Genomic DNA, 24,467 nt, shown 5'->3' with positions numbered 1-24,467 from the left:
GATTTACCGACCAGATTTTTTGAGATAAGCCGCCATTTCATCTTTCGGAACCATGCCCCCACCTGTTGCCCAAACAAGATGTGTTGCGTTTTTGAGTTTTTCTTCGTCAAATTTCATTCGAGACTGGTAAGCATGGTTATTCGAGACGTGCACTGCACCAATCATACCGGCTAATGCAGAAGGCTCTAGATTAATACCTTCCAGTTCACTTAACTGACCCAAGTGGTGATACATACGAGCGTCATCAATGGTGTAAAAACCATCAAGTAGCCTTTCCATCGCTCTTCCGACAAATCCCGAGGCACGCCCGACTGCCAAACCATCAGCGGCGGTGATGTTATCGATACCCAAATCTTGTACCGAAATATCGTCATGCAAGCCTGTATGTACGCCCAACAGCATGCACGGTGAGTGCGTTGGCTCTGCGAAAATACAGTGGACATGCTCGCCAAATGCTACCTTCAAGCCAAATGCCACCCCACCAGGTCCACCGCCAACACCACAAGGAAGATAAACAAACAATGGATGATGCTCATCAACCACGATTCCCAAGTCATCAAATTGCTGCTTAAGACGCTCACCCGCAACAGAGTAACCTAGAAACAGCGTTCGTGAGTTTTCATCATCGATAAAGAAACAGTTGGGATCTTTTTCTGCCTCTTTACGACCTTGCGCGACAGCAATACCATAATCTTCCTGGTGCTCTACGACATTAACACCATGTGACCGGAGCTTATTTTTCTTCCATTCCCGCGCATCCGCAGACATGTGGACTGAAACTGAAAAACCCAGCTTCGCACTCATGATACCGATGGACATACCAAGATTGCCGGTTGAGCCAACTGCAATACTGTACTGCTTAAAAAACTGCCGAAACTCATTGCTGAACAATTTGCTGTAATCATCGCTTTCACAGAGCAAGCCGGCTTCAAACGCCAACTTTTCTGCATGAGTGAGCACTTCATAAATACCACCTCTCGCTTTGATCGAACCAGAAATTGGCAAATGACTGTCTTTTTTGAGCATTAAATGGCCCAATATTGGTGTGTCGTATTGCTGCTCCAAACGCACTTTCATATTGGGAATATCCACCACTGGGGACTCAATAATGCCACGCGACGTTTCCGTTTCGGGAAACGCCTTCATCAAATAAGGCGCAAATCGTGCTAGCCGTTCACTCGCCGCTTGAATATCTTCTTCATCTAACCCGACATGAGGTAAACCTTCCTCCAAGGAAGTGGTATAGGGGTTGAACCAACAAACCTCTTCAAGATCAATAAGTGCTGCCAAGAGTGGGAACTGCTTAGTCAGCGCTTCAATATTTGCCTTGGTCATTTTACCTTCCTGGAATGATGTGAGTTGAGATAAACAAAAGCGCCGCAATAGCGACGCTTTGGAGAACAACTATCAGTTATCAGTTTGAGCTTACGCGTAGTTTTTCTCAAACTCTTGCATGAAGTCTACTAACGCTTGAACGCCTTCAAGCGGCATTGCGTTATAAATGGATGCTCGCATACCACCAACTGCTCGGTGACCTTTTAGCGCTTTCAGCCCTTTAGAGTCTGCTAGCTCAAGGAAGGTTGCATCCAGTTCAGGCTTAGCAAGTTGAAATGGCACGTTCATCAAAGAACGGTTTGCTGAGTGCACGCCATTACGGTAGAAATCAGACTGATCGATGTAATCATACAGTAGCGCGGCTTTAGCGCGGTTCACTTGCTCAATCGCTTTTACTCCGCCCTGTGCCTTCAGCCATTTGAAAACAAGACCAGACAGGTACCATGCAAAGGTTGGTGGCGTGTTGAACATTGATTCTTTTTCTGCCAAAACAGTGTAATCCAAAATACTTGGTAGTACCTGCTTCGCCATACCTAATAAATCATCGCGCACGATAGCAATAGCAATGCCGGAAGGACCAATATTTTTCTGAGCGCCCGCGTAAATCACACCGTATTTCGACACATCAATTTCACGAGAAAGAATTGTCGAAGACATGTCAGCAACAATCGGTTTGTCGGTGATAGGAAGATCGTTAATCTCAATACCATCAATGGTCTCATTTGGACAGAAGTGAACGTAAGCCGCTTCTGGAGCAATTTTCCATTCACTTGCAGGTAGAACCGCGACTTTCCCGTTGATTTCTGTTTTTGCATCAAACACGTCTGGTTCGCAGTATTTTTTCGCTTCAGCTACCGCGCTTTCAGCCCAATAACCACCATCGATGTAAGTTGCCGTATCGGCATCACCAAGTAAGTTTAGAGGAACAGCAGCAAACTGAGCACGAGCACCACCTTGGCAGAACAGTACTTTATAGTTGTCCGGAATATTCAGAAGATCACGTAAATCCTGCTCGGCTTCTTCTGCAACTTTGATGAACTCTTTGCTTCGGTGGCTGATTTCCATGACCGAAGTACCAAGGCCTTGCCAATCGATTAGTTCCTGTTGTGCTTGCTGCATAACTGCTTTAGGCAGACCTGCTGGCCCTGCACTGAAGTTAAATACGTTGTCCGTATTTTGTTCCATGATGCTCATTGCTCCTGCTATGTAAATATTACGAAATTAATATCACGTTTTCGCAGTGATAAAAACAAGAAAAGAGGTCTTACGACCTCTTTTTAAAGACTAAGCGTTGAATTGGAACAAATTCGCAACAACACGAATTACTGTTGTTGCATCAAAGCAGGCATAAGTAGAGCCACCAATGGGAACTCATGCCCATTTTCGAACTTCAATTTGCCTTCACCAATTTCTGCTTTTAATTGATAACCGCCCTCTACTTTTTCGATCAACTCCATAATAAGGAGCTCATCAATCCCTTCTTGAATAAATGGGTAATGCGTTACTAATTCATCAGAGAAGTAAGTGCTAAGTTCACCAGTAGTGGCCGTCACCAACTTCATTGGATCTTGAGAAATATGCTCAGTACCTTCAGGGATGGATAGTTGCCACTCATTGTGGAACTTGCCGTCACCGAACGCGAGTGAAAGCTCGTTCACGGATAAATCAAAACCTTTGCTAAACAGCGTATCGACATGCGGCAATAAATTCGCAATTTCCTGTTCATCTAGCATAGGAGAGCTTTGATAGATAGACATAATTTGATCAAAAGACTGGCTATCCACATCTGCAATTGAGAAATCCAACTTAAAGTTATCGACATCCGTCCCATCAGTTAAACGTAGTTTCTTAGCATCTAGGTTTAATTGACTGTTCAGCTTATCACCAGACTCACTCATCGTAGTGTTACCACGGTAGCTCGCATTTTCAATCAAAAAGACAGGCGTTAAGTTCGCATCAACCACATCTAGCTTCTCTAGAGAGAAAGACTGCTCGCCTAACCAGTAGCCTTTTGCTTGCTTTCCTTTACCTTGCCCTGTCAATGCATTCAGATGAAGCTCTTCACCGTTTTCAAAATCCACTTGAACAGAAGGAACAGAAACTTGGTAATTGAGATCACCCAATACCGTCACATCACCTGTTACTTTTGCAGGGCTTGTAGAAACAGAAACACCTTGCGCTTCGTTACGATAATGCCAACTGTCTAGGTCGAGGATAAATGCTGTATTGCCATTTAGTTGAGTCTGGCTATGCATCGTGAGAGGCAAAAAGTCATTGTCCACCAATTTTGAATCTGCTGTTAGGCTTGTTAGACCGTGGCTAACATCACTGGTTACGTCAAACGTCGTTGGCATACCATCACGCTCTAACTGCGTTTTAAGCTCAGGATCAACAACTGAATAACGAGTCAGCACGACTGAAGACAAATAGCCACGCTGATACTCGACCACTTCGCCTTTAATCATTTCATCATTCATATTGGTAATACCATCTTCAATGATGGACTGACCAATTTGTCCGACAGCCAATGGCCAACACAGTGCTAATGAGATAGCACCACCAATGGCGCCGATTTTTTTAAGATTTTGCATAACGTCACTTATTAGATATTTTCGGTCAGTCTACCCCAAACCACCTGCGGAGAAAACATTGAGACAAATCAGACTATTGATGCTTATTCTAGTCCATTAATCAGGAATCATACTTGGCTCCCACTCATCATGTCCTTTTATTGTTAAAGTTTGCGTGGCGAAGTTTTAACCGGAGCTAAAACATCTGTGAATCGTTATGCTGTGTTGTGTCTCGACAACAACCCAATCAGTGCTGAACAGTTTCGATTGGAGCTGTCTGCCTTCTCAAGTAAGTTTGATATTTTTTCTGTCGAATCGATAGAAGAGGCTCAAAGCGCTTTAGAGTATCTAGAAGAAAGAGAACAGACTGTTGCTTTAGTTATAGCGAGCCATCACGCTCATTTTAACGGCGTGGATTTTCTTATTGGTTTAGACCGGATGCCACATACCGAGCAAGCAAGAAAAATTCTTATTAGCTGCTCGTCTGATATAGAGGCAATTCTCACTGCCGTTAATGAGGGCAGGCTCGACCACTGCCTCACTAAACCTTTGCCAGATCACGTCTTATTTAACACAGTGCAAAAAGAGCTGACCCAATTTATCTTGCGAAATGGCAAAGAAGACCTGCTAAGTTACAGTCAGATATTGGATCATCACAGCTTGTTGCGAGCGCACATCAATAACCAGATGAGCCATTATCAAGCCGGATTCTTACACGACTACCACTCGATGTCTGATGCCGAGTTAGCCGAGCAAGTGATCTCCGCTCTCCAGCAATTTTTCAAAGATAATGACGAAACAAGAGCGTGCCGTACATACTCACCTGAACACTTATTAACCGTGGAAGGCGAGCCAAATTGCTTTTTGTGGTTTATCACCGAAGGTGAAGTGGCTCTGTACAAGCGCGATGAGCAAGGCATGCAGCGAGAGGTTGTACGCCATAACAAAGGGAATATTGTCGGAGGCATGTCGTTTGTTACTGGGGAATGTTCTTTCTCGACAGCTCTAACACTAACCAAAACAGAAGTTATCAAACTCGATCGCAACGTATTCAATAAAGTGATGCAAAGCGACTCAAACTTACTGCCTCTTTTTACAAACTTGCTCTTACGCCACTTCAACCGCCGATTGCAAAGAAGCATCAACACCAAACTGCAACTTCAAAAAACGCTCGAATCTTTAGAATCAGCCCACCAGCAGCTCATTGAAAGAGAAAAAATGGCGATGCTTGGTCAATTGGTTGCGGGAGTGGCCCACGAACTAAACAATCCAGTAGCCGCGATATTAAGGGGCGTAGAGAATTTAACGCATACACTAGAACGATTACTTAACGATGCGCCCAGTTCCGATATACAAAGCAAAGGCATTGAATTACTGAGCAAAGCGCAAATCTCAAAACCCGCTTCAACCGCCGAGCTCAGATCACGCGTAAAAGCGCTTAGCCATACTCTTCCAGACCGAGCATTGGCAAAAAAAGTGGTGAGCCTTGGATTAGAGTCCGATCAAGAGCTACTTACCCAACTAACGAGAAAGCAGAAAGCGTCTTATCATGCTCTCAATACACTAGAGCAATACCACAAAGCAGGTTCTACACTTCGCTCAATTAATGTCTGTGCAGCACGAATTGCTGATATGGTAAAAAGCCTGAAAGGATATGCTCGGTCAGATGATGAGACCCTGCACTATGCCGATATTCATGAGGGCATTGAAGACACCTTGGTGATTTTCGAGAACAAATTAAAAATGCACCAAGTTTCAACCGACTATGCAAACTTGCCTTCCATCCTTTGTCAACCGATCGCACTCCAACAGGTGTGGACGAACTTGGTCTCTAACGCCATTGACGCATTTCCAGAGAAAGGTGTGTTAAACATACAAACACGCCTTATAGAAAAAGAGCACACACATTATGCCGTTATCTCATTTGAAGATAATGGATGTGGCATTCCTGAATCGCAAAGAGACGCCATTTTCGAGCTGAACTTCACCACAAAAAAAGAAGGTAATTTTGGCTTAGGCATCGGGCTGTCCATCTGCCAGCAAATCGTAACAGCACACAGAGGGTGGATTGACGTCGAATCAGAGATCGGCCAGTTCACACGAATGACCGTCTGGTTACCAGTCATCGAAGAAGGAGATGAAACATGACCAAGTATCTAATTTTATGTGTCGATGACGAACGAGAAGTCTTGGATAGCGTGCTCCAAGATCTTGCTCCCTTCGAGGAGAACTTTGTCGTCGAAGGAGCGGAATCGGTGACTGAAGCTCGGCAAGTGATTGAGGAGATGGCGGAAGAAGAAGTTCAGCTTGCGCTCATTTTATGTGACCACATTATGCCGGAACAAACTGGGATCAGCTTCTTAATCGAACTCAGTCAAAATGGTGACACAAAAGCAGCGCGCAAAGTTTTACTCACAGGACAAGCTGGTTTGGAAGACACCGTAGAAGCCGTAAATAACGCGAGTCTCGATTATTACATTGCCAAACCTTGGAAAGGTGAAGCATTGAGAAAAGCAATCGTGTCTCAGCTTACCGCGTTTGTGATTGAGAATGATGATAACCTGCTATCCTGGACTCAAATCCTTGATTCTGAGGCAATCCTCAACGCCATGGCAGAAAGAAGAGCAAGCTTTGGCGAGTAATAAAGTGTTTGGTTCTAACTTGAACTCAACGATGCTCATTGCACCACCTAACCTCGCATAGTCGAATGAGGTTAGAAAAACATCGTTACTTGTCCGAGTGAAATTCTCGGACACTACGTATATGGCGTAGTTTTTGCTTAAACCAAGGAACTATTAAGTTAATTGACAAAACATCGACACATTTTTGTTGGTCGTGGACCTTCCTTTTTATTATGATGTCGGACAAATCAGATTACGGTTCAAGTGGTTGCTTGAATCCATGGAAATAATGAACAAGGTTTATCGTTAGTTATGCGTAAAACACTATTAGCCGCTGCCTTACTAGTGGCATCAAGCCATGCCCTAGCTGCAAACGATCGCAATGCGCCAGCAACTATGAGCAACTTTAGCTACGACTATTTCGAAGCACGTATTGGCGCAAGTCCTGTGACATTTGGTGCTGGATTCAGCAAATCAATTCACCCGAACGCGCATGTTATTGCTCGTATTGACTCTGAGTTTGAAAGTGATTTTGACTCAGCTGCAGGCTTTGGCTTCCATTCTCCGCTAAACAACTGGGCAGATCTTACTGGTGAAATGCTAATGCGCGTTGTGCAACCTTCGAATGAGAGCAGCACAGATGTTGGTATGGAGCTTAACTTAGGTGTTCGCCAATGGTTGGGCCCTCAATTAGAAGTAGGCGGCAAAGTCGGCTACGTTTCTATCGATAACGATGACGATTGGACTGGCTCTGCCTACGCTCGATTCCACTCAACAGAGCTTTTCTCTTTGGGTGCTGAAGCACGTATCAACGATTTTTACGGTGATCAGGTAATGTTCACTACGCGTTTTAAGTTTTAAGATTTGTGCTATAAGAAAAGAGCAAATTAAAAAAACAAAAACCGAGGTCTCTGCCTCGGTTTTTTTGTCTAATTTAATGACTAACTCAATGAAGTGGTAAAAAACTTCAACGTCCTTTTTCCGCTTTTCACACTTGCCTTTACGACCCGCTAACTCCATCGAAACGAGTCAATCATTGTGCGATCAGCTTCGCTTAGTCACACAGTGCCAATAACTGTTTTTTACGCGGCTCTTGGATCAGTTTCCAATGTACGCCATCAGTTGCACCAGCAAATTTCCACAGTAGCTTTACATCAACATCATTACCGTAAGCCGTTTTAACTTTGTTGAAGACTTTTACAGGTCCAAGTTCTAAAAAGGTTTCTACGTCATCAACACCGGCTTTCTTGACCATACGTTCAAGGGTTAGTTGCATGTTGGGTAAGTCTCTTAAGCGTCTACTGGCAGAGGACTTTTGATATTTCCGTTCCTTAATTGAGTATTCAATTGATTTCTGTACCAGTTCATCAAGCCCTACATATCCGGATTCGAATAAATCGGTTACATCATAATAATTTACGGTTGCCGTCGTCTGTTTTTTGACGTGCTTATACTTCTCACAGCTCAGTTGAGTAAACACTTCATCTAGCCCATTACCACCACGTAAGTAGCAGCAATCATTGCTGACAAGCGCAAACATAGCATCATCGGTGAATAAACCAATACCACCGAACATAGAACGTTTTTGGTACTCACTGAAGGTGCGTACATATTTAAAAAAAGCTTGGTCTGTCATGTCCATTGACCTCTTTAATCTGAATAAATTACCCCGATTAGCGATGTCACCAGATAAACAGCAGCTTATAGCGAATTATAAATGTCGATTTGTTGGCGATATTTTTGTGAGTTGTGCTCACCAACTTGCTTAATCATACTTAACGTTGAAAAATAAGTTAGGACATAGGTCACATATAAAAAAGTATAAATTCTGCATACGTGATTAGTTTCACACTTATTGTTTGTGTGGTGATATTTTTTTGACGCATAGCATGCCTAAAACACGCCATCATTATGATCTCGCTGGCAATTACGGGCACATAATACGCATTTAATTGATAAAGAATACGCTGTAAGGGTACACTGTACGAAAGATCTCAAGTACAGCGTCACAATGGAACATTTATCATTTTTTTGGCTGCCAAATAATAAAGATAAGCTTATAAACGCACTGGAATCCGAGTTTGCTCAGCTGGTAGAACAGTCCATCGCCACGGGTAAGATTTCGTTACCTCCTATTCCTGATGTCGTGCTTAAAATTCAGCAGTTATGTGTCGAAGAACACACCACGATTGCCGATGTTGCTAACTGTTTATTGGAAGATCCCGGATTAGCAGCGGTCGTTTTACGAGTCGCTAACTCTGTGATTTTCAATCGCAGAAATATCACCTGCAACGACTTAACTACAGCGGTATCTCGTCTCGGAATACTTCGTGTACGTGATATTGTTACCGCACAAGCGATCGAGCAACTTAAACACTCAGTTAATCTCACTAAAGAATGCAATGCCATCTTGGTGAAGAGTGCAGCGATATCGCGTGAGCTCGGTGCCGTCATGGTGATGTTGGTTCAATCGTTTCGTAGCCACGAGCCAGGCACTTATGGTCATCTAGAGCAAGAAAAGGCGTTATTGGTCGGTCTATTAGCCGATATTGGGTTATTTTGCCTAATTAATGAGTACCACTTGTACTTAGATAGGGGCAATTACTTAGACCCAGATATTGCATTGCAAATCTTCCAAACACGTTGTTCTGCCACAAGTAAACTAGTGCTTGAGCGTTGGGGATTTGACAACGACTTCAGAGAAGTATCCTCAAACGAAAAATACGAATTAACGCGACCAGAAGTGAGTTATCTCGACATCGCTAGAATTGCGCATCATTTATTGATGTTTCGCAATCACGATGAACGCATTGACGAACACGAAGTTGAATTCAACTTAACTGGTGCAGAAGTCTTGTATGAACTTAGTAACATGAGTGATACTGACTTCAATGATCAAATCCGTGCTGTACTCAATGCTAGCGGTTTGTAATTTATCGCTTTCTGATAATACCTTATACGTGATAAAACGATTCGCTCAAGGCTGAGCTGTGTGTGGTGAAATATCTCTAATTTCAACCGATAGATAATTTGATTTATGCGTGTTGATGTTATCTCAAAAAGGAATCATTGAGCTTTATGTTTTCAGGGATGCTATTTATTTTCGCTCCGCTTGTGGTGGGGTATCTAATTCCTATATCTCGATCTTCGTTATTGGAGAAGATCAATCAGTCAACGTCCTACCTTATTTACGTCATTTTGTCGTTGATGGGTCTTAGTTTGGCGGCGCTCGATAATTTAAGCAGCAACTTACAAAGTATTCTCCTCTATGCGAGTACGTTTTTTTTGTGTCTAAGTGCCTGCAACCTGTTGGCTCTGCCTATTATTGATAAAATTATTCCACTCCAGACCAATCAGAATCAAAAGAAGCTACCGTTATCTTCGATGGCTTTAGAGTCTGTTAAGCTTATTGTGGTCGTTGGCGGAGGGTTAGTGGTTGGCCTGCTGTTACCCATTGATTTGAGTTGGGTAGATACAGCAAGCGAATGGATACTCTTTCTACTTCTATTTTTTATTGGTATTCAGCTGCGCAATAGTGGACTTACTCTGCGTCAAATCCTATTAAATAAACAAGGAATGGCCATTGCGGCTGTTGTCATCGCAACATGTATGCTTGGTGGCGTTCTTGCAGCGGTGCTTTTGGATCTTCCTCTTTATCAAGCACTCGCAATGGCTTCAGGTTTTGGCTGGTATTCACTCGCAGGTATTTTAATGGGTGACGCTTTTGGTCCGGTATTTGGTGGCGCGTCGTTCTTGATTGAATTGATGAGAGAGTTAGTCGCACTGGTTGCCATTCCTCTCTTTATTCGTAGCTATCCGTGCACCGCAATTGGTTATGCCGGTGCAACAGCAATGGACTTCACCCTACCCGTTATTCAAACTACCGGTGGTGTGCGTTGTGTTCCTGTTGCTATCGTTAGCGGCTTTATTTTGAGTTTATTGGTACCAGTTATGATGCTTTTCTTTGTATCACTTGCTAGCTAGATCTCAGGTTTTCGCTTTAACATCCATTACAATACGGCAAAAATTTAAATACCCAGTTAACGTCAAAGTGGTCAATATTTTTTGGCAAGACCCCTCTTTCTTTTCGTCATTCAGCCCAACGATTTGTCACGACCAAATAGAAAGAAGGGAGAAACATCAACTGATGTGCATTGCGTTAATAAAGGGATAACAACCAGAAGGAAGAAGAATGAAACGCTTTGTCGTTGCAGCGCTCCTCGCTACAAGCTCAACTTTTACGCTTGCCGCAGATCAACAATGTCTTGCTAGCAAATACGATGGCTACGTCGATGCCTCACTACAGTGGTATCAAGATCTTGTTGATTTGACGGTTACCCAATATCCAGATCTGAAAGAAGTTAGTCAATGGTTCTTGGATGGACGTAAACATCACTTTGAATTAAACCGCGAAGCGGTTCACTACTTTCTAGAGAACGACCCTAGCCGCGTTGCGACGGAACAGCCAATCGAAGCATGGTTAAAACTAGAGCAACATGACGTTAAGCAGTTAGCGACCCGAAGCGATAAGTTAGGTGAAGTTGCAAAACAGACATTTAGCGACCGTCAATCAACTAACCACCCAAAAAACTACGAGCTTCGTTCAGCATTCGCTGATCTGCTTAGTCATCCCCAACAAATTGATACCGCACTTAATAAGTACAATCAGTCAATAGAAAAGATTGAAAAGCAGAAATGTGACTAAGATTGCTCGCATTAGTCGTTGATTAGCATTCGAAAACACTAGAATGTTTTAACGTACTCAATCTAGAATTTTTTAATGTGAATATCGTAACCTTCACCTAAAATTTTCATTTCTACAACTTGGGTTTCAACAATTAAAACGGGACTTTGCGCCCGTTTTAGTTTAGATTGTGCCGCTCGCATTACCAAAATAACTACAAAGATTCTTTGCTATGGTTAAGGAACAAAAAACCGCTGATGTTAGCTTTGAGAGCTTGCTAAAGATCTTCACTGTCCCAGAAGGTCCGGACTCAACGTTAACTAAAATTGACGAGAGCCTCTCGCGAAATCTAAATCAATTTCTTCGTGAACACATCGTGGCAGAAGAAAAGCCTTTACGCGAAATCGAAAAAGACTTTTCTTCTGCTCAGATTCCTGAGCAGCCAGAGTTCGTGTCAGATCATACAGAGCACTTACTCGACACTTTGGTGTCGCACTCAGTTCACACATCTTCACCAAGCTTCATTGGTCATATGACATCGGCACTGCCTTATTTCTTGATGCCACTGTCAAAGATCATGATCGCCTTAAACCAAAACCTGGTAAAAATAGAGACTTCCAAAGCCTTTACACCACTTGAGCGTCAAGTTTTGGGTATGCTGCATCGCTTGATATATGGTCAGAATGATACGTTTTACAATCAGTGGATGCACAGTGCAAACCACTCATTAGGCGCATTTTGTTCCGGCGGCACCATTGCCAATATCACTGCGCTTTGGGTAGCGCGTAACAAAGCGTTAAGAGCCAATGGCTCATTTAAAGGCGTGGAAAAGGAAGGCCTTTTTAAAGCCATGAAGCACTATGGCTATGATGGCTTAGCGGTGCTAGTGTCTGAGCGTGGTCACTACTCCCTTAAGAAAGCAGCCGATGTATTAGGGCTAGGCCAAGAGGGCTTGGTTGCGGTTAAAACCGATGCCAACAACCGTATTATTGTCAACGACCTGAAAGCGAAAATTGTTGAGCTCGAAAAACAAAACATCAAGCCTATTGCTGTTATTGGTGTGGCTGGCACAACAGAGACAGGTAATGTTGATCCATTGCCTGAAATCGCTGAAGTCTGCCAAGCTCACGGCTGTCACTTCCATGTGGATGCCGCATGGGGTGGCGCAACACTTATGTCTAACCATCACCGTCACCTTCTTAAAGGTGTGGAAATGGCAGACTCAGTAACTATTGATGCGCACAAGCAGCTCTACATCCCGATGGGCGCTGGTATGGTTCTGTTCAAAGACCCTGACGCAATGAAATCCATAGAGCATCACGCTCAATATATATTGCGAAAAGGTTCAAAAGACCTAGGCAGCCATACATTAGAAGGTTCACGTTCGGGTATGGCGATGTTAGTCTACGCCGCAATGCACATCATAAGTCGCCCAGGTTATGAGCTTCTTATTGACCAAAGCATTGAAAAAGCTCGCTACTTTGCGGATCTAATCAAACAGCAAGATGATTTCGAATTGGTTTCTGAACCAGAGCTTTGTCTGCTCACATACCGTTATTTGCCGCCATTCATCCGTGAAGCATTAGCACAAGCAGAAGGCTCACAAAAAGAACAACTGAATGAGCTGATCAATGAGTTAACACAGTTTATTCAAAAGCGTCAGCGCGAAACGGGCAAATCGTTCGTTTCACGTACAAGACTGAACCCAGACCAATGGCAACGCATGAATACGATAGTGTTTAGAGTGGTTTTGGCAAATCCACTGACCACAAAAGAAATTTTGAGCTCAGTGCTTGATGAACAACGCGAAATCGCCAAGCAAGCACCAAATTTGATGAAAAGGATTCAACAGCTGGTTGTTGATATTCAATCGTCTTAACAGCCAGATCGAGTTACATCAATTTGAAATTTTTTTTCGTTTTGATGTAACTCAAACATCATTATCGTGCGACTAGCGCAACAAAACTTCGTTTACACATCCAATTCTGTAGTTTTTACAACATTTTGTTTGAGGCCTGTCAAATTCTCACTAAATAGTACCCGTTATTGGTTTAGACTGATTGAAGATCAGGTTTATACTGATTCTATGGCGCTGGTTGTTTTCGTTAACGCCCCACTCTACTCCGGAATCTTCGTGTTTCCTTTCGTTAGCAGAGCCAGCGAGTTGTTCTCTATACCCTCGTGAACACTATGAATACATTAGAAAAAATTCAAAAAAACCTGGAGAATTTCAGTAAGTCAGAGCGCAAAGTTGCGGAAGTAATTATGGCGTCTCCACAAACTGCAATTCATTCAAGCATTGCAACGCTGGCTAAAATGGCCGACGTTAGTGAGCCCACTGTAAACCGCTTCTGTCGTCGTCTGGACACCAAGGGCTTTCCAGATTTTAAGCTTCACTTGGCACAGAGCCTAGCCAACGGCACCCCTTACGTTAACCGTAATGTGGAAGAAGACGATGGCCCAGACGCGTACACCCATAAGATTTTCGAATCGACGATGGCGTGTTTAGATGTCGCGAAAAATAGCCTAGATCCAATGCAAGTGAACCGTGCGGTCGATTTGCTAACGCAAGCGAAGCGCATTTCATTCTTTGGCCTTGGTGCATCATCTTCTGTCGCCCGAGATGCACAAAACAAGTTTATTCGCTTTAATATTCCAATTACTTGTTTTGAAGATATTGTTATGCAGCGCATGAGTTGTATCAACTGCAGTGATAATGATGTTGTGGTTCTTATTTCTCATACCGGTCGAACAAAGAGTCAGGTAGAAATAGCGAACCTTGCTCGTGAAAATGGCGCAACGGTTATTGCTATTACAGCGAAGGATTCTCCTCTAGAAAAGGCAAGCTCGCTGGCCATCACGCTCGATATTCCAGAAGATACCGACGTTTACATGCCAATGGCAAGCCGAGTTGTACAAATGACAGTGATTGATGTGCTAGCAACTGGCTTCACTCTTCGCCGTGGTACAGGTTTCCGTGAGAACCTAAAACGCGTAAAAGATGCGTTGAAAGACAGTCGCTATGACAAACTAAGCCAGTACTAAGCACTAAAGCTTAGTCAATACTTTATCTAGGGGAACTCAAGGCTCCCCTTTTGTTTTAATGCTGCTAAGGGAGCAATCACCCTAAGTCGTTGACACTCGATAAGTCCGCTCTTGATTCCAGTACTTCAACAGAACTGACATGTTGTGCACTCTCTGCTACACACTCTCCGCTACAATCACAGACTTGCTGCAATATGTAAATCAAACGTTCCTGATTAAGAGGTAAAGGATTCCCCCTGATTGCCATTGACTTAAGCGCATCGTTCGCCACTTGCTCAAAAGAGGTTTCGCATACTCCAAATTGAGCCAGTAGCGGTAACGCTAACTTATCTAGCACCATATTTACCCAAAGAATTCCATCGTGTTCGTTAGCATTTACTCGCTCAGTGACTAATTGGGCCAGCTTACGATAACGACTTATCACATCATTCCTACCCGCGAGTTTAGCAGCGTTAATGTTCTCCTGCATCACGTGCGGAGCTAGGCGAGCCGTAATAACGCTATGGGGGGCGTCTAACTTGCCTCCTAACGCCGATGCTAACCCATGAGCAGCACCTAATTTGGCATTAGTAATCGCCATACCACCAAGCAATGCAGCGAACGATAAATCAGAGCGCGCCTTATGATTATCTTGCTTACAAGCGGCAATCACTGAACGGCTTAAACGGCGTAGCCCCTCTTCGCAGACCATATCAGTAAGAGGGTTTGGCTCACCACACACATACGCTTCCATTAAATGAGTGAACGCATCCATTGCGCCACGTCCAGATGTGTATTGGTCGGTCCCGTAAGTAAGTGTCGGGTCTACAATGGCAACGTCTGCGAGCATATCAGGGCTTCGAAGACTCACTTTCACTTTATCTTGTCCAGATTTCAGCACAGCATTTCTGGTCACTTCTGAACCGGTGCTTGCTGTCGTAGGAATTGCAATAAAATGAAGAGGCTTTGCTTTTAAAGGGACGCTTCTTCCTACCACTTCTACGTAATCGTAAACATTGCCTTGATTGGGAATAATGGCAGCTAAGGCTTTGCCCATATCGATGACGCTGCCACCACCTATCGCAACCACCATATCAGGTTGGAATTTTCTACCGAGCACTGCGGTCTCTTCTACCATCGTGATGTATGGTTCACCAACGATAGCTACGTGCTGGTAACGCATATTTTGAGCTTTAAGATATTGGATAATGGGGGCGGCTCGTTGGGTATCCTGCCCAGTAACCAGCAAAACACTGTAGCCAAATTGGTTAATAACGGATAATGAAGATTGAAGTGCACCTTCACCAAATATAATCCTTGTTGCAGTCATAAACTGAAACATACACACCCTCCCAAAAGAATATACCCAAATAACCTCTCGCCCTCTGATTTAACACTTATGTAAGAGTTGAAGTTATTTGCGTATAGCCAAAATAGATTGCTATTTTTTTAAACAAAAAAAATTGACCAATTCCACCTTGCCATCATTAACCCTTTAGAATGTATGTTTTTTATGCGTCACTTCACATACTTCAGAGTCGTAAAATAAGCACGTGCGTTTAGTTTTTATTCGATAGATTTCACCTATAGAACCAAGAGGTAATTGCCGCTTTATTTCCGTATCTGGATCGGGCATAGTTACTCCAACAAAAGAAAGCGCACTCAGCCGCTATGTTTTGTACGCTTTCAAAAAAGAATAGATTTAGGAGAAATAAGATTATGTTCGTTGTTATCTTTGGTCGCCCTGCATGTCCTTTCTGTGTTCGTGCAAAAGAGCACGCAGAAACGCTAAAAGCAAAACGTGATGACTTCAACTACCGTTACGTTGATATTCACGCTGAAGGTATTTCTAAAGCAGATCTTGAGAAAACAGTTGGTAAACCAGTTGAAACCGTTCCTCAGATCTTTATCGACCAAGAGCACATCGGTGGCTGCGACGAGTTCGAAGCATACGCGAAAGAGCACCTAGGTCTATTTGACGAGTAATAAAGACTGTTTTCAAAAAAGCCGCTTCATGCGGCTTTTTTATTATTTTTCAGCTGGTTATTACGTTAAGTCAACTAATGGTAAAACCTAAAAAAATTCACTTATCTTTTTGCTATATTTAGTTACAATTCACAGTTCTTAATCTTTTTTGGCACACACTCTACCGAGCCACACAGTGAACATAGACGTCGTATACCTTCTCGAGCAAAACCCTATCCTTCTAATCTTCGTCGTATTAGCCATTGGCCTTGCCATCGGAAAAATTCGATTTGGCAAATTACAATTAGGCAACTCTATTGGCGTTCTTATTACCTCTTTGGTAATGGGCCACCTTGGTTTCTCATTTAATGCAGAAGCTTTAACCATTGGCTTTATGCTGTTTATCTACTGCGTTGGCATTGAAGCTGGACCAAACTTTTTTGGTATATTCTTCAGAGATGGTAAGCATTATTTTATTTTAAGCATGACTGTTCTCGTGTCTGCGGTCAGCTTAACGTATGGCTTGAGTCACTATTTCGGCCTCGATTTTGGCTTATCCGCCGGTATGATGGCAGGCGCATTGACCGCAACGCCAGTACTGGTTGGTGCACAAGATGCTCTTAACTCTGGCCTTGCGACTATACCGCGGAATATGGAATTTTCTCTGGTATTAGAAAATCTATCCGTAGGCTACGCGATGGCTTATCTGGTCGGCTTAATTAGCATGATCATGTTTGCTAAATTGTTGCCAAAACTGCAAAAACAAAACCTTTCTGATTCCGCGCAGCAAATCGCACAAGAGCGTGGCCTTGGAAATTCAAGCCAGAGAAAAGTGTATTTACCCATTATTCGAGCTTACCGAGTGGGCCCAGAGCTAATTGACTGGACTGATGGTAAAAACTTACGAGAACTGGGTATTTATCGTCAAACTGGCTGTTACATTGAACGAATCCGCCGAAATGGTATTCTCGCCCACCCAGATGGTGATGCTATCTTGCAAGAGGGAGATGAAATTGCACTGGTTGGCTTCCCTGACAGCCATGCTCGCTTAGACCCTAGCTTCCGTAATGGTAAAGAAGTATTCGACCGTAACTTGCTTGATTTACGCATCGTTGAAGAAGAAATCGTCGTAAAAAGTGACGCAATCGCTGGTAAGCGTTTATCGGATTTGAATTTGTCTGAGTTTGGCTGTTTCTTAAACCGCGTAGTTCGCGCTCAGATTGAAATGCCTATGGACTTAGACATTGTGCTCGCTAAAGGGGACGTCCTTCAAGTGAGCGGCGAGAAAAGCCGAGTACATGGACTGGCGGAAAAAATCGGTTTCATCTCGATCCACAGTCAAATGGCCGATTTGCTCGCTTTTTGTAGCTTCTTTATTTTGGGTATTCTGTTTGGCCTCATCACAATGACGTTCGGTCAGGTGTCTTTCAGTTTGGGTAATGCGGTGGGTCTTCTGTTGTCCGGTATTACGCTTGGTTTCTTACGAGCAAATCACCCTACTTTCGGTTATGTCCCACAAGGGGCGCTGAATATGGTCAAAGATCTAGGGTTAATGTTCTTTATGGTCGGAATTGGTCTAAGTGCAGGTGGAAAGATGTTCGAGCACCTAACGCAAGTAGGACCAAAAGTCATTGGTTTGGCATTTATTGTCAGTGTTGTGCCTGTAGTTCTGGCTTACTTAGTTGGCGCACACGTACTCAAGATGAACCGTGCCCTGCTCTTCGGTGCCATTATTGGCGCCCGTACTTGCGCTCCGGCTATGGATGTCGTTAACGACTACGCTAAGTCCACCATCCCAGCCCTTGGTTATGCGGGTACCTATGCGATTGCGAATATTTTAATGACGCTAGCTGGTACGATTCTGATAATACTAAGTTAATACTCACTTTGACTATGATATACAAAAAGGCGCTCAATGAGCGCCTTTTGTTTATTGGTTATCTAGTCTGTGATTAGATTAGATTTGAATGAAGTCTGCTTCAACTGCTGGATTCACATCCGCTTCGTAATCTACTCCTTCAACGCCGAAACCAAATAGTTTCAAGAACTCTTCTTTGTACTCAACGTAGTCAGTCAGCTCTTTTAGGTTCTCAGTCGTAATTTGAGGCCATAGCTCACGACAGTGCTGCTGAATGTCGTCACGAAGTTCCCAGTCATCCAGACGTAGGCGGTTCATCTCATCAACTTCTGCCGCGCTACCGTCTTCTTTGTATAGACGTTGGCTGAACATACGGTAGATTTGTTCCATACAACCTTCGTGTACACCTTCTTCGCGCATTTTCTTGAATACCATTGCGATGTACAGTGGCATAACAGGAATTGCAGAACTCGCCTGAGTTACAACAGATTTAAGTACCGCAACATTGGCACTACCACCTGTTACTGCTAACTTGTCGTTTAGCGCTTTCGCTGCACGGTCTAGGTCCATTTTTGCTTTACCTAGTGCACCATCCCAATAAATTGGCCAAGTTAGCTCAGTACCAATGTAGCTATACGCGACGGTCTTACAACCTTCAGCAAGAACACCAGCATCAGACAACGCATTGATCCAAAGTTCCCAATCTTCACCGCCCATTACAGTGACAGTGTCTTTGATTTCTTCTTCTGTTGCAGGCTCAACGCTAGCTTCGATGATCACATCTTTGTTGGTATCAACAGCCGTTGATGTGTAAGTTTCACCGATAGGTTTAAGAGATGAACGAACTAATTCACCAGTTTCTGGCATTTTACGTACTGGAGATGCCAGTGAGTAAACCACCATATCGATTTGACCTAAGTCTTCTTTGATGAGCTCGATAGTTTTCTGTTTCGCTTCATTTGAGAAAGCGTCGCCGTTTAAGCTTTTTGCGTACAGACCTTCTTCACGCGCTAGCTTTTCAAAAGCAGCGGCATTGTAAAAACCTGCTGTACCTGGTTTCTTCTCAGTACCTTCTTTTTCGAAGAAAACACCGATAGTTGATGCACCGCCACCAAATGCCGCAGCGATACGAGAAGATAGACCGTAGCCACTTGATGCACCAACAACAAGAACACGCTTAGGTGCGTTTTTGATTGGACCTTGCGCTTTGGTGTACGCAATTTGTTCTTTTACGTTAGCTTCACAACCAACAGGGTGCGTTGTAGTACAGATAAATCCACGAATTCTAGGTTTGATGATCATATTCAACTTCCTTTAAAAAACCTTGTTAGGATAAAAGTTTCGTTGGGATTTCGCATCTAATTTCTGTAAAAATGCTCTTAAAAGGCAAGTGGTTGGAGCACTATCCCACCATCCACTCCCCAAGAATACAAAAAAGCACCTCATTGAGGTGCTTTTCTTAACATTAGTTGTCTATTATGCCGCCGGATTCAACTGCGACTTTTTTGGGCTATGAGTTCGCACTTCAGAAAAGTCATGACTAAAGTGGTCAACTTGAATCGCCTTGTAGCGCAATTTATCTGCAGCCATGATTTGATCAATTTCTTGCTCAGTTAACACGCCTGCTTCAAATGCTTGCTGCAAACGGTCATGCAGCAGACCTTTACGAGCCACTTTACCATCCTTCGCAGCCTTCATAAGTTTACGCTCCAAAGGTTTAATGTCGTACATTGCAAGGAATGCATTCTCCATTAAGCCTACGCTGTCATTCTCTGATTTTCCGATGTAACAAAGATGCGTAAGTCGATCACGTTGCGCACCTGGCGTCATCATCGCTTCAGCCAAATTCACACACAGCTCATCACTTGGCTTATTGAAATGATTACCAAGCGGGAACAATAGCCCCTTAAGCACACCGCCAACGTATTTCACAGGGAAGTTGGTGTAAGCCTCATTTAATGACTTAGAAGCGTTATACAAACAGTGTTGAACAGCGTAATGAACGAAGTCTAGATCGCCTTGTTGACGGCCTTCATCTTCATACTTTTTCAAGGCAGCAGATGCCATATATAGATAGCTTAATCCATCACCCAAACGTGCGGAGATCATTTCTTTACGCTTCAAGTCTCCACCTAAGGTTAACATCGCAAAGTCTGCACTTACTGCAAGTGCACGACTGAGACGAGTAATGTCTTTGTAGTATTGCTGGGTTGGGCCACTCATGTGCGCGTTAACAAATCGAGAACCAGTTAGTGCTGCACCAAATGCACCGAATGTATTACCGAGCGCGTGCTTGATGTGTTTAAAGAGTAAGTTGTCAAATTCTTTCGCACCTTGTTCAGAATCTGGATTCGCCGCAGCTTCCATTTCTTTTAGAACATATGGGTGACATCGAGTCGCACCTTGACCAAAAATCATCAGGTTACGAGTCAGAATATTCGCGCCTTCAACAGTGATAGCAACCGGGATACCAAGGTAATGTTTAGCAAGATAGTTCATTGGACCATCTTGAATCGCACGACCCGCATGGATATCAAACGAATCATTTAGAATGGTACGCGCGATTTCCGTCATGTGGTACTTGGCAATCGCGGTTACAATCCCAGGTTTTTCTTTCATATCGAGAGAAGTCGTCGTTAGCGTACGCGTCGCTTCTAGTAGGTAAGTAAGACCACCAATGCGCCCCATTGCTTCTGCAACACCTTCAAACTTACCGATCGACATTCCAAACTGTTTACGCACGTAAGCATAAGCACCTGTTGTACGTGTAGTAAGGTGACCAATCGCTGTGCCAAGCGCTGGAAGAGAGATACCACGACCAGCAGAAAGACACTCAACCAGCATACGCCAACCTTTACCTGCGTAATCAGCGCCACCGATCAACCAGTCCATAGGGATGAAGACATCTTCACCACGAGTTGGGCCATTCATGAACGCAGACCCCAGAGGATCATGGCGCTCGCCTATCTCGACACCTTCATGGTCAGCGGGAATCAACGCACATGTAATGCCAACCTCTTTCTTGTCTCCAAGTAGCCCTTCAGGATCCTGCAGTTTAAATGCTAACCCGAGCACTGTCGCAACTGGCGCAAGCGTGATGTAGCGTTTATTCCAACTAACTCGCACGCCAAGCACTTCTTTGCCTTCATGGGTGCCGTAACAAACCACGCCTTGATCAGGTATGCCACCTGCATCAGAACCCGCTTCAGGGCCAGTTAGGGCGAAACAAGGGATGTCTGTACCATCAGCTAAACGAGGCAACCAGTAATCTTTTTGCTCTTGCGTACCATAGTGCGATAGCAGCTCACCAGGACCAAGAGAGTTCGGTACCATTACCGATACTGCGGTACTGATACTTCGAGTCGCAATACGAGAAACAATGGTTGAGTTCGCCAAAGCGGAAAATTCACGACCACCATATGCTTTCGAGATGATCAAAGAGAAAAATCGCTCTTTACGTAGGTACTCCCATACTTCAGGCGGTAAATCCCTGTCTTCTTTGACAATCTTCTGGTCATCAAGCATTTCTAGCAGGGTCTCAAGCTCATTATCCATAAATGACTGCTCTTCTGCCGTCAGTGTAGGCGTTGGATAATGATGCAATGTTGTGAAGTTTGGCTTGCCTGAGAATAGTTCGGCATCCCACCATACACTACCCGCTTCCATCGCCTCTTTCTCGGTGCTAGACAGAGGCGGCAATACTTTTTTGAACACTTTAAAAGCCGGGTCACTAATCCATTTTCTTCGTAGAGAGCTCATAGTTCAGATCCTTTTGTTCACGTAACCGCTCGGGGTATAATCTTATTATTGGTTTAACTTTCTTATTTGTCTTATGCCAACTGCTTTGCTGACATTCCTGCTGACAAATATGGAATCAGTAAATCGACGACAGATTTCACATCGACTTCCTTTTCAAACTTACTTTCTGCCAGCTCCGAAAGAGCTTGGCTTGAAGCCATCGTAAATACACAGGTCCCTAACGTGAAGTGCAGTCGCCAAAACAACTGTTCTTCACATAGTTCCGGGTTCGCCTTCATTATCGAGAAAGTGAAAAGGTTTAGTACCTCTTCGTATCTGGTGGTAATGAACCAGCGTAGATGACCTTGAACGTCTGTATAACCGCGGCCAATTAACAACATAAATAGCGCAGTACCATTTGGGCGTACATCATTTAATGTACGTAAAGGTAATCGCAATGACTCAAAGACATCGTCCATGTTGTAGCTATCGCGCGTGTTTAGCTCAATTAATGAAGTCTTAATGCTCGGCATTAGTGCTTCTAAATACCTATCTAAAACCGCTCTAACCAGCGTTTTTTTATCGCCAAAGTGATAGTTTACCGATGCTAAGTTAACGTTAGCTTTACCTGTTATCGTTCTTAGCGAAGTATCATTAAAGCCATGTTCAGCAAAGAGTCCTTCTGCGACATCGAGTATTTTTTCTTTTGTTGATGTTCTCGGGGCCATTTTAATCACTCGTATTAAACAACTGTTTGAAAATATACTCCCGAAACTTAAGATTAACAAATGATTAACATCACACTTTAACCAATTGGTCTGACCAGACAGTAAAAGGTGTGATCTAATCTTTTGAAATTCAATCGAATACTCCAGTGAAGCTTGTCAGAAGAAAACGATCAAATTTCTCAGTCCAGCGCAATTGAAACGCTAACAATAGCCTTGGCGGCTCGGAGTGAGCGACGAGAGTATGAAATACATCTTCGGTTCTAGGGGAGATAAAATGAGAAACACAGAAGTTAGTAACTTCGCCAAGTTGGTAATCCATCTCGATTTTTCTATTACTTTCGGATGTGTAAGAAGCTAGAAAGCATTAAGTAGAAATTTTTTGAAAAAAAATGGAACTGTTTGGAAAAGGCTCGGTCTGAATATACGTAACAGTTAGGGCATTTGAAGTTTCACTGGCCGTCAAACTTGTTTCCATCTAATTGTTACGTTGCTGCTTTTTTCTTATTAACTCCTATGTTTGTATCCGCCCAGTCAAATTTTCGGCTGGGCTTTTTTTCGCCTATAGATTTACCAAGCGCCTCTTTCGATGATTTGCCCTAACTCCATCAGCTAGACCTTAGTTGGTCACAAAAGTAACCACCCTGAAGTGGTTGATGTGCCGATCTGCAAGACATAAAAAAGCCTCCCGAATGGGAGGCTTTACTAAACAGTGTGTATCTTACGCTTGCGCTTTCTTAGGCAAAGAAAAGTGCAGTAACGCGTAGCCAAGTAACGCGGCTGTCGTCGAGCCCATTAAGATACCTAGTCGAGCATAGGTATCAAACTCAGGGCTTACATTTCCAAACGCTAAAGAGGAAATGAATATAGACATTGTAAAACCGATACCACACAACACAGAGACCGCAAAGATATGCTTGAAGTTAATGCCTTCCGGTAACTTAGCTACACCCATTTTCACAGCTGCCCAACTAAAGGTGAAGATACCTAGAGGCTTACCAACCAGTAGTCCCAAAGCAATACCTAATGGCAGCATTGAAGTTAGGCCTGACATCGATACGCCTTCTAGCGAAATCCCCGCATTTGCAAATGCGAATAGAGGTAATATACCAAATGCCACGTATGGATGAAGTGCGTGCTCCATGTGCTTAAGTGGGGAATGTTCGCCCTGTTTACCCTTAAGAGGAATAGCAAAGCCGATCACTACGCCTGCAAGTGTTGCGTGAACACCAGATTTAAGTACCGCAAACCATAAGATCGCGCCGACTATCATGTATGGTGTCAGTTTCGTTACTTCCTTCGCATTCAACATGAACAGGACACCAGTCATGATGAAGCCAACAAGCAGCGCCATGCTAGAAAGATCACCTGTGTAAAACAGTGCAATAATAACAACCACGCCTAAATCGTCGATAATAGCGAGAGCTAACAAGAACACTTTAAGGCTTACTGGTACGCGCTTACCTAGTAGCGCCATGATACCTAGAGCAAATGCAATATCCGTCGCAGCTGGAATTGCCCAGCCAGAAACCGCCTCTGGGTCGTTAGCATTAAACGCAACGTAAATAAGAGCAGGCGCTAACATACCACCAACCGCTGCAATCGCAGGGAAAATTGCGGTTTCTTTTGATTTTAGCGCTCCTTCAAGTAGCTCTCGCTTCACTTCAAGGCCAATAAGTAAGAAGAAAACAGCCATTAGGCCGTCATTAATCCAGTGAGAAACTGACATACCGAATACATAAGTATGCAGTACAGATTGATAAGTTTCGCCCAGCGGTGAGTTAGCAATGGTCATCGCAATTGCCGCTGCAATTACGAGAAGAATACCACCTGCTGATTCCATTTTGAAAAAGTCACGAATGACATCGTTCATGGTTTCGTCCTTATATTTATTATCTTAATAAACGATTAACAAAGAGTGATAAGAGTGTATAGCTGTCGAAAACT

At 43.5% G+C, this 24,467-nt stretch carries 19 protein-coding genes; 10 read left to right on the top strand and 9 right to left on the bottom strand.

The window, feature by feature from the left end; genetic code table 11:
* Positions 1-3 precede the first annotated feature (3 nt).
* The 3 genes from R7P72_RS10335 to R7P72_RS10325 all read right to left on the bottom strand — a co-directional run bounded on the left by R7P72_RS10335 (position 4) and on the right by R7P72_RS10325 (position 3,926).
* Positions 4-1,335 (bottom strand): D-serine ammonia-lyase, encoded by a 1,332-nt coding sequence (locus R7P72_RS10335; protein WP_005377999.1) that lies wholly within the window; start codon positions 1,333-1,335, stop codon positions 4-6.
* A 90-nt stretch (positions 1,336-1,425) separates the two neighbouring features.
* A complete protein-coding gene (gene serC / locus R7P72_RS10330; RefSeq protein ID WP_005378000.1) occupies positions 1,426-2,520 on the bottom strand; it encodes a 3-phosphoserine/phosphohydroxythreonine transaminase in 1,095 nt (364 codons plus the stop codon).
* Between the two features lie 137 nt (positions 2,521-2,657).
* Positions 2,658-3,926: a DUF945 family protein gene (locus R7P72_RS10325; protein WP_005378002.1), complete on the bottom strand. Its 1,269-nt coding sequence runs from the start codon at positions 3,924-3,926 to the stop codon at positions 2,658-2,660.
* A gap of 186 nt (positions 3,927-4,112) precedes the next feature.
* Between R7P72_RS10325 and R7P72_RS10320 the strand changes: the two genes are divergently transcribed.
* From R7P72_RS10320 to R7P72_RS10310, 3 genes are all read left to right on the top strand, one after another.
* Entirely contained in the window at positions 4,113-6,053 is a 1,941-nt protein-coding gene (locus R7P72_RS10320; protein ID WP_031778988.1) for an ATP-binding protein, read from the top strand.
* Positions 6,050-6,547: a response regulator gene (locus R7P72_RS10315; RefSeq protein WP_005378005.1), complete on the top strand. Its 498-nt coding sequence runs from the start codon at positions 6,050-6,052 to the stop codon at positions 6,545-6,547. Before R7P72_RS10320 ends, R7P72_RS10315 begins: the two co-directional genes overlap by 4 nt.
* Positions 6,548-6,838: 291 nt before the next feature.
* Positions 6,839-7,387, top strand: coding sequence for a hypothetical protein (locus R7P72_RS10310; RefSeq protein ID WP_005378006.1), 549 nt, complete (start codon positions 6,839-6,841; stop codon positions 7,385-7,387).
* Positions 7,388-7,580: 193 nt separating this feature from the next.
* On the opposite strand, the gene R7P72_RS10305 is transcribed toward R7P72_RS10310, so the two are convergent.
* The gene (locus R7P72_RS10305; protein WP_005378007.1) at positions 7,581-8,168 is read right to left on the bottom strand and encodes a TfoX/Sxy family DNA transformation protein; all 588 of its coding nucleotides are present in this window, start codon (positions 8,166-8,168) and stop codon (positions 7,581-7,583) included.
* 369 nt (positions 8,169-8,537) lie between these two features.
* Between R7P72_RS10305 and R7P72_RS10300 the strand changes: the two genes are divergently transcribed.
* The 5 genes from R7P72_RS10300 to R7P72_RS10280 all read left to right on the top strand — a co-directional run bounded on the left by R7P72_RS10300 (position 8,538) and on the right by R7P72_RS10280 (position 14,255).
* Positions 8,538-9,458 (top strand): HDOD domain-containing protein, encoded by a 921-nt coding sequence (locus R7P72_RS10300; protein ID WP_005378009.1) that lies wholly within the window; start codon positions 8,538-8,540, stop codon positions 9,456-9,458.
* A gap of 146 nt (positions 9,459-9,604) precedes the next feature.
* A complete protein-coding gene (locus R7P72_RS10295) occupies positions 9,605-10,510 on the top strand; it encodes a lysine exporter LysO family protein (protein WP_005378011.1) in 906 nt (301 codons plus the stop codon).
* Between the two features lie 208 nt (positions 10,511-10,718).
* On the top strand, positions 10,719-11,231 hold the full coding sequence (locus tag R7P72_RS10290; RefSeq protein ID WP_017634875.1) for a hypothetical protein: 513 nt from the start codon (positions 10,719-10,721) through the stop codon (positions 11,229-11,231).
* A gap of 211 nt (positions 11,232-11,442) precedes the next feature.
* Positions 11,443-13,089, top strand: a complete 1,647-nt coding sequence (gene panP, locus R7P72_RS10285) for a pyridoxal-dependent aspartate 1-decarboxylase PanP (RefSeq protein ID WP_005378019.1) — start codon at positions 11,443-11,445, stop codon at positions 13,087-13,089.
* A 311-nt stretch (positions 13,090-13,400) separates the two neighbouring features.
* Entirely contained in the window at positions 13,401-14,255 is an 855-nt protein-coding gene (locus tag R7P72_RS10280) for a MurR/RpiR family transcriptional regulator (protein WP_005378021.1), read from the top strand.
* 76 nt (positions 14,256-14,331) lie between these two features.
* Here R7P72_RS10280 and R7P72_RS10275 read toward each other — a convergent pair whose 3' ends face one another.
* Positions 14,332-15,576 (bottom strand): iron-containing alcohol dehydrogenase, encoded by a 1,245-nt coding sequence (locus R7P72_RS10275; RefSeq protein ID WP_005378023.1) that lies wholly within the window; start codon positions 15,574-15,576, stop codon positions 14,332-14,334.
* Positions 15,577-15,953: 377 nt separating this feature from the next.
* Here R7P72_RS10275 and R7P72_RS10270 point away from each other — a divergent pair, with 377 nt between their 5' ends.
* Together R7P72_RS10270 and R7P72_RS10265 are read left to right on the top strand one after the other, a co-directional pair.
* Positions 15,954-16,220 (top strand): GrxA family glutaredoxin, encoded by a 267-nt coding sequence (locus R7P72_RS10270; protein ID WP_005378026.1) that lies wholly within the window; start codon positions 15,954-15,956, stop codon positions 16,218-16,220.
* A 175-nt stretch (positions 16,221-16,395) separates the two neighbouring features.
* Positions 16,396-18,078, top strand: coding sequence for an aspartate:alanine antiporter (locus tag R7P72_RS10265; RefSeq protein WP_005378028.1), 1,683 nt, complete (start codon positions 16,396-16,398; stop codon positions 18,076-18,078).
* Between the two features lie 78 nt (positions 18,079-18,156).
* On the opposite strand, the gene fabV is transcribed toward R7P72_RS10265, so the two are convergent.
* From fabV to nhaA, 4 genes are all read right to left on the bottom strand, one after another.
* Positions 18,157-19,359 (bottom strand): enoyl-ACP reductase FabV, encoded by a 1,203-nt coding sequence (fabV, locus tag R7P72_RS10260; RefSeq protein ID WP_005378029.1) that lies wholly within the window; start codon positions 19,357-19,359, stop codon positions 18,157-18,159.
* Between the two features lie 174 nt (positions 19,360-19,533).
* The gene (locus R7P72_RS10255) at positions 19,534-21,816 is read right to left on the bottom strand and encodes an acyl-CoA dehydrogenase (protein WP_005378031.1); all 2,283 of its coding nucleotides are present in this window, start codon (positions 21,814-21,816) and stop codon (positions 19,534-19,536) included.
* Between the two features lie 71 nt (positions 21,817-21,887).
* Positions 21,888-22,523 carry a TetR/AcrR family transcriptional regulator gene (locus R7P72_RS10250; RefSeq protein ID WP_005378033.1) on the bottom strand — a complete coding sequence of 212 codons (636 nt, stop codon included), beginning with the start codon at positions 22,521-22,523 and terminating at the stop codon, positions 21,888-21,890.
* A gap of 718 nt (positions 22,524-23,241) precedes the next feature.
* Positions 23,242-24,393, bottom strand: a complete 1,152-nt coding sequence (gene nhaA, locus R7P72_RS10245; RefSeq protein ID WP_005378034.1) for a Na+/H+ antiporter NhaA — start codon at positions 24,391-24,393, stop codon at positions 23,242-23,244.
* Between the last annotated feature and the right edge of the window lie 74 nt (positions 24,394-24,467).

The organism is Vibrio sp. Vb0888, assembly GCF_033338835.1.
GTDB classification, from domain to species: domain Bacteria; phylum Pseudomonadota; class Gammaproteobacteria; order Enterobacterales; family Vibrionaceae; genus Vibrio; species Vibrio alginolyticus.
This window is presented reverse-complemented; position numbering and strand designations above follow the sequence as displayed.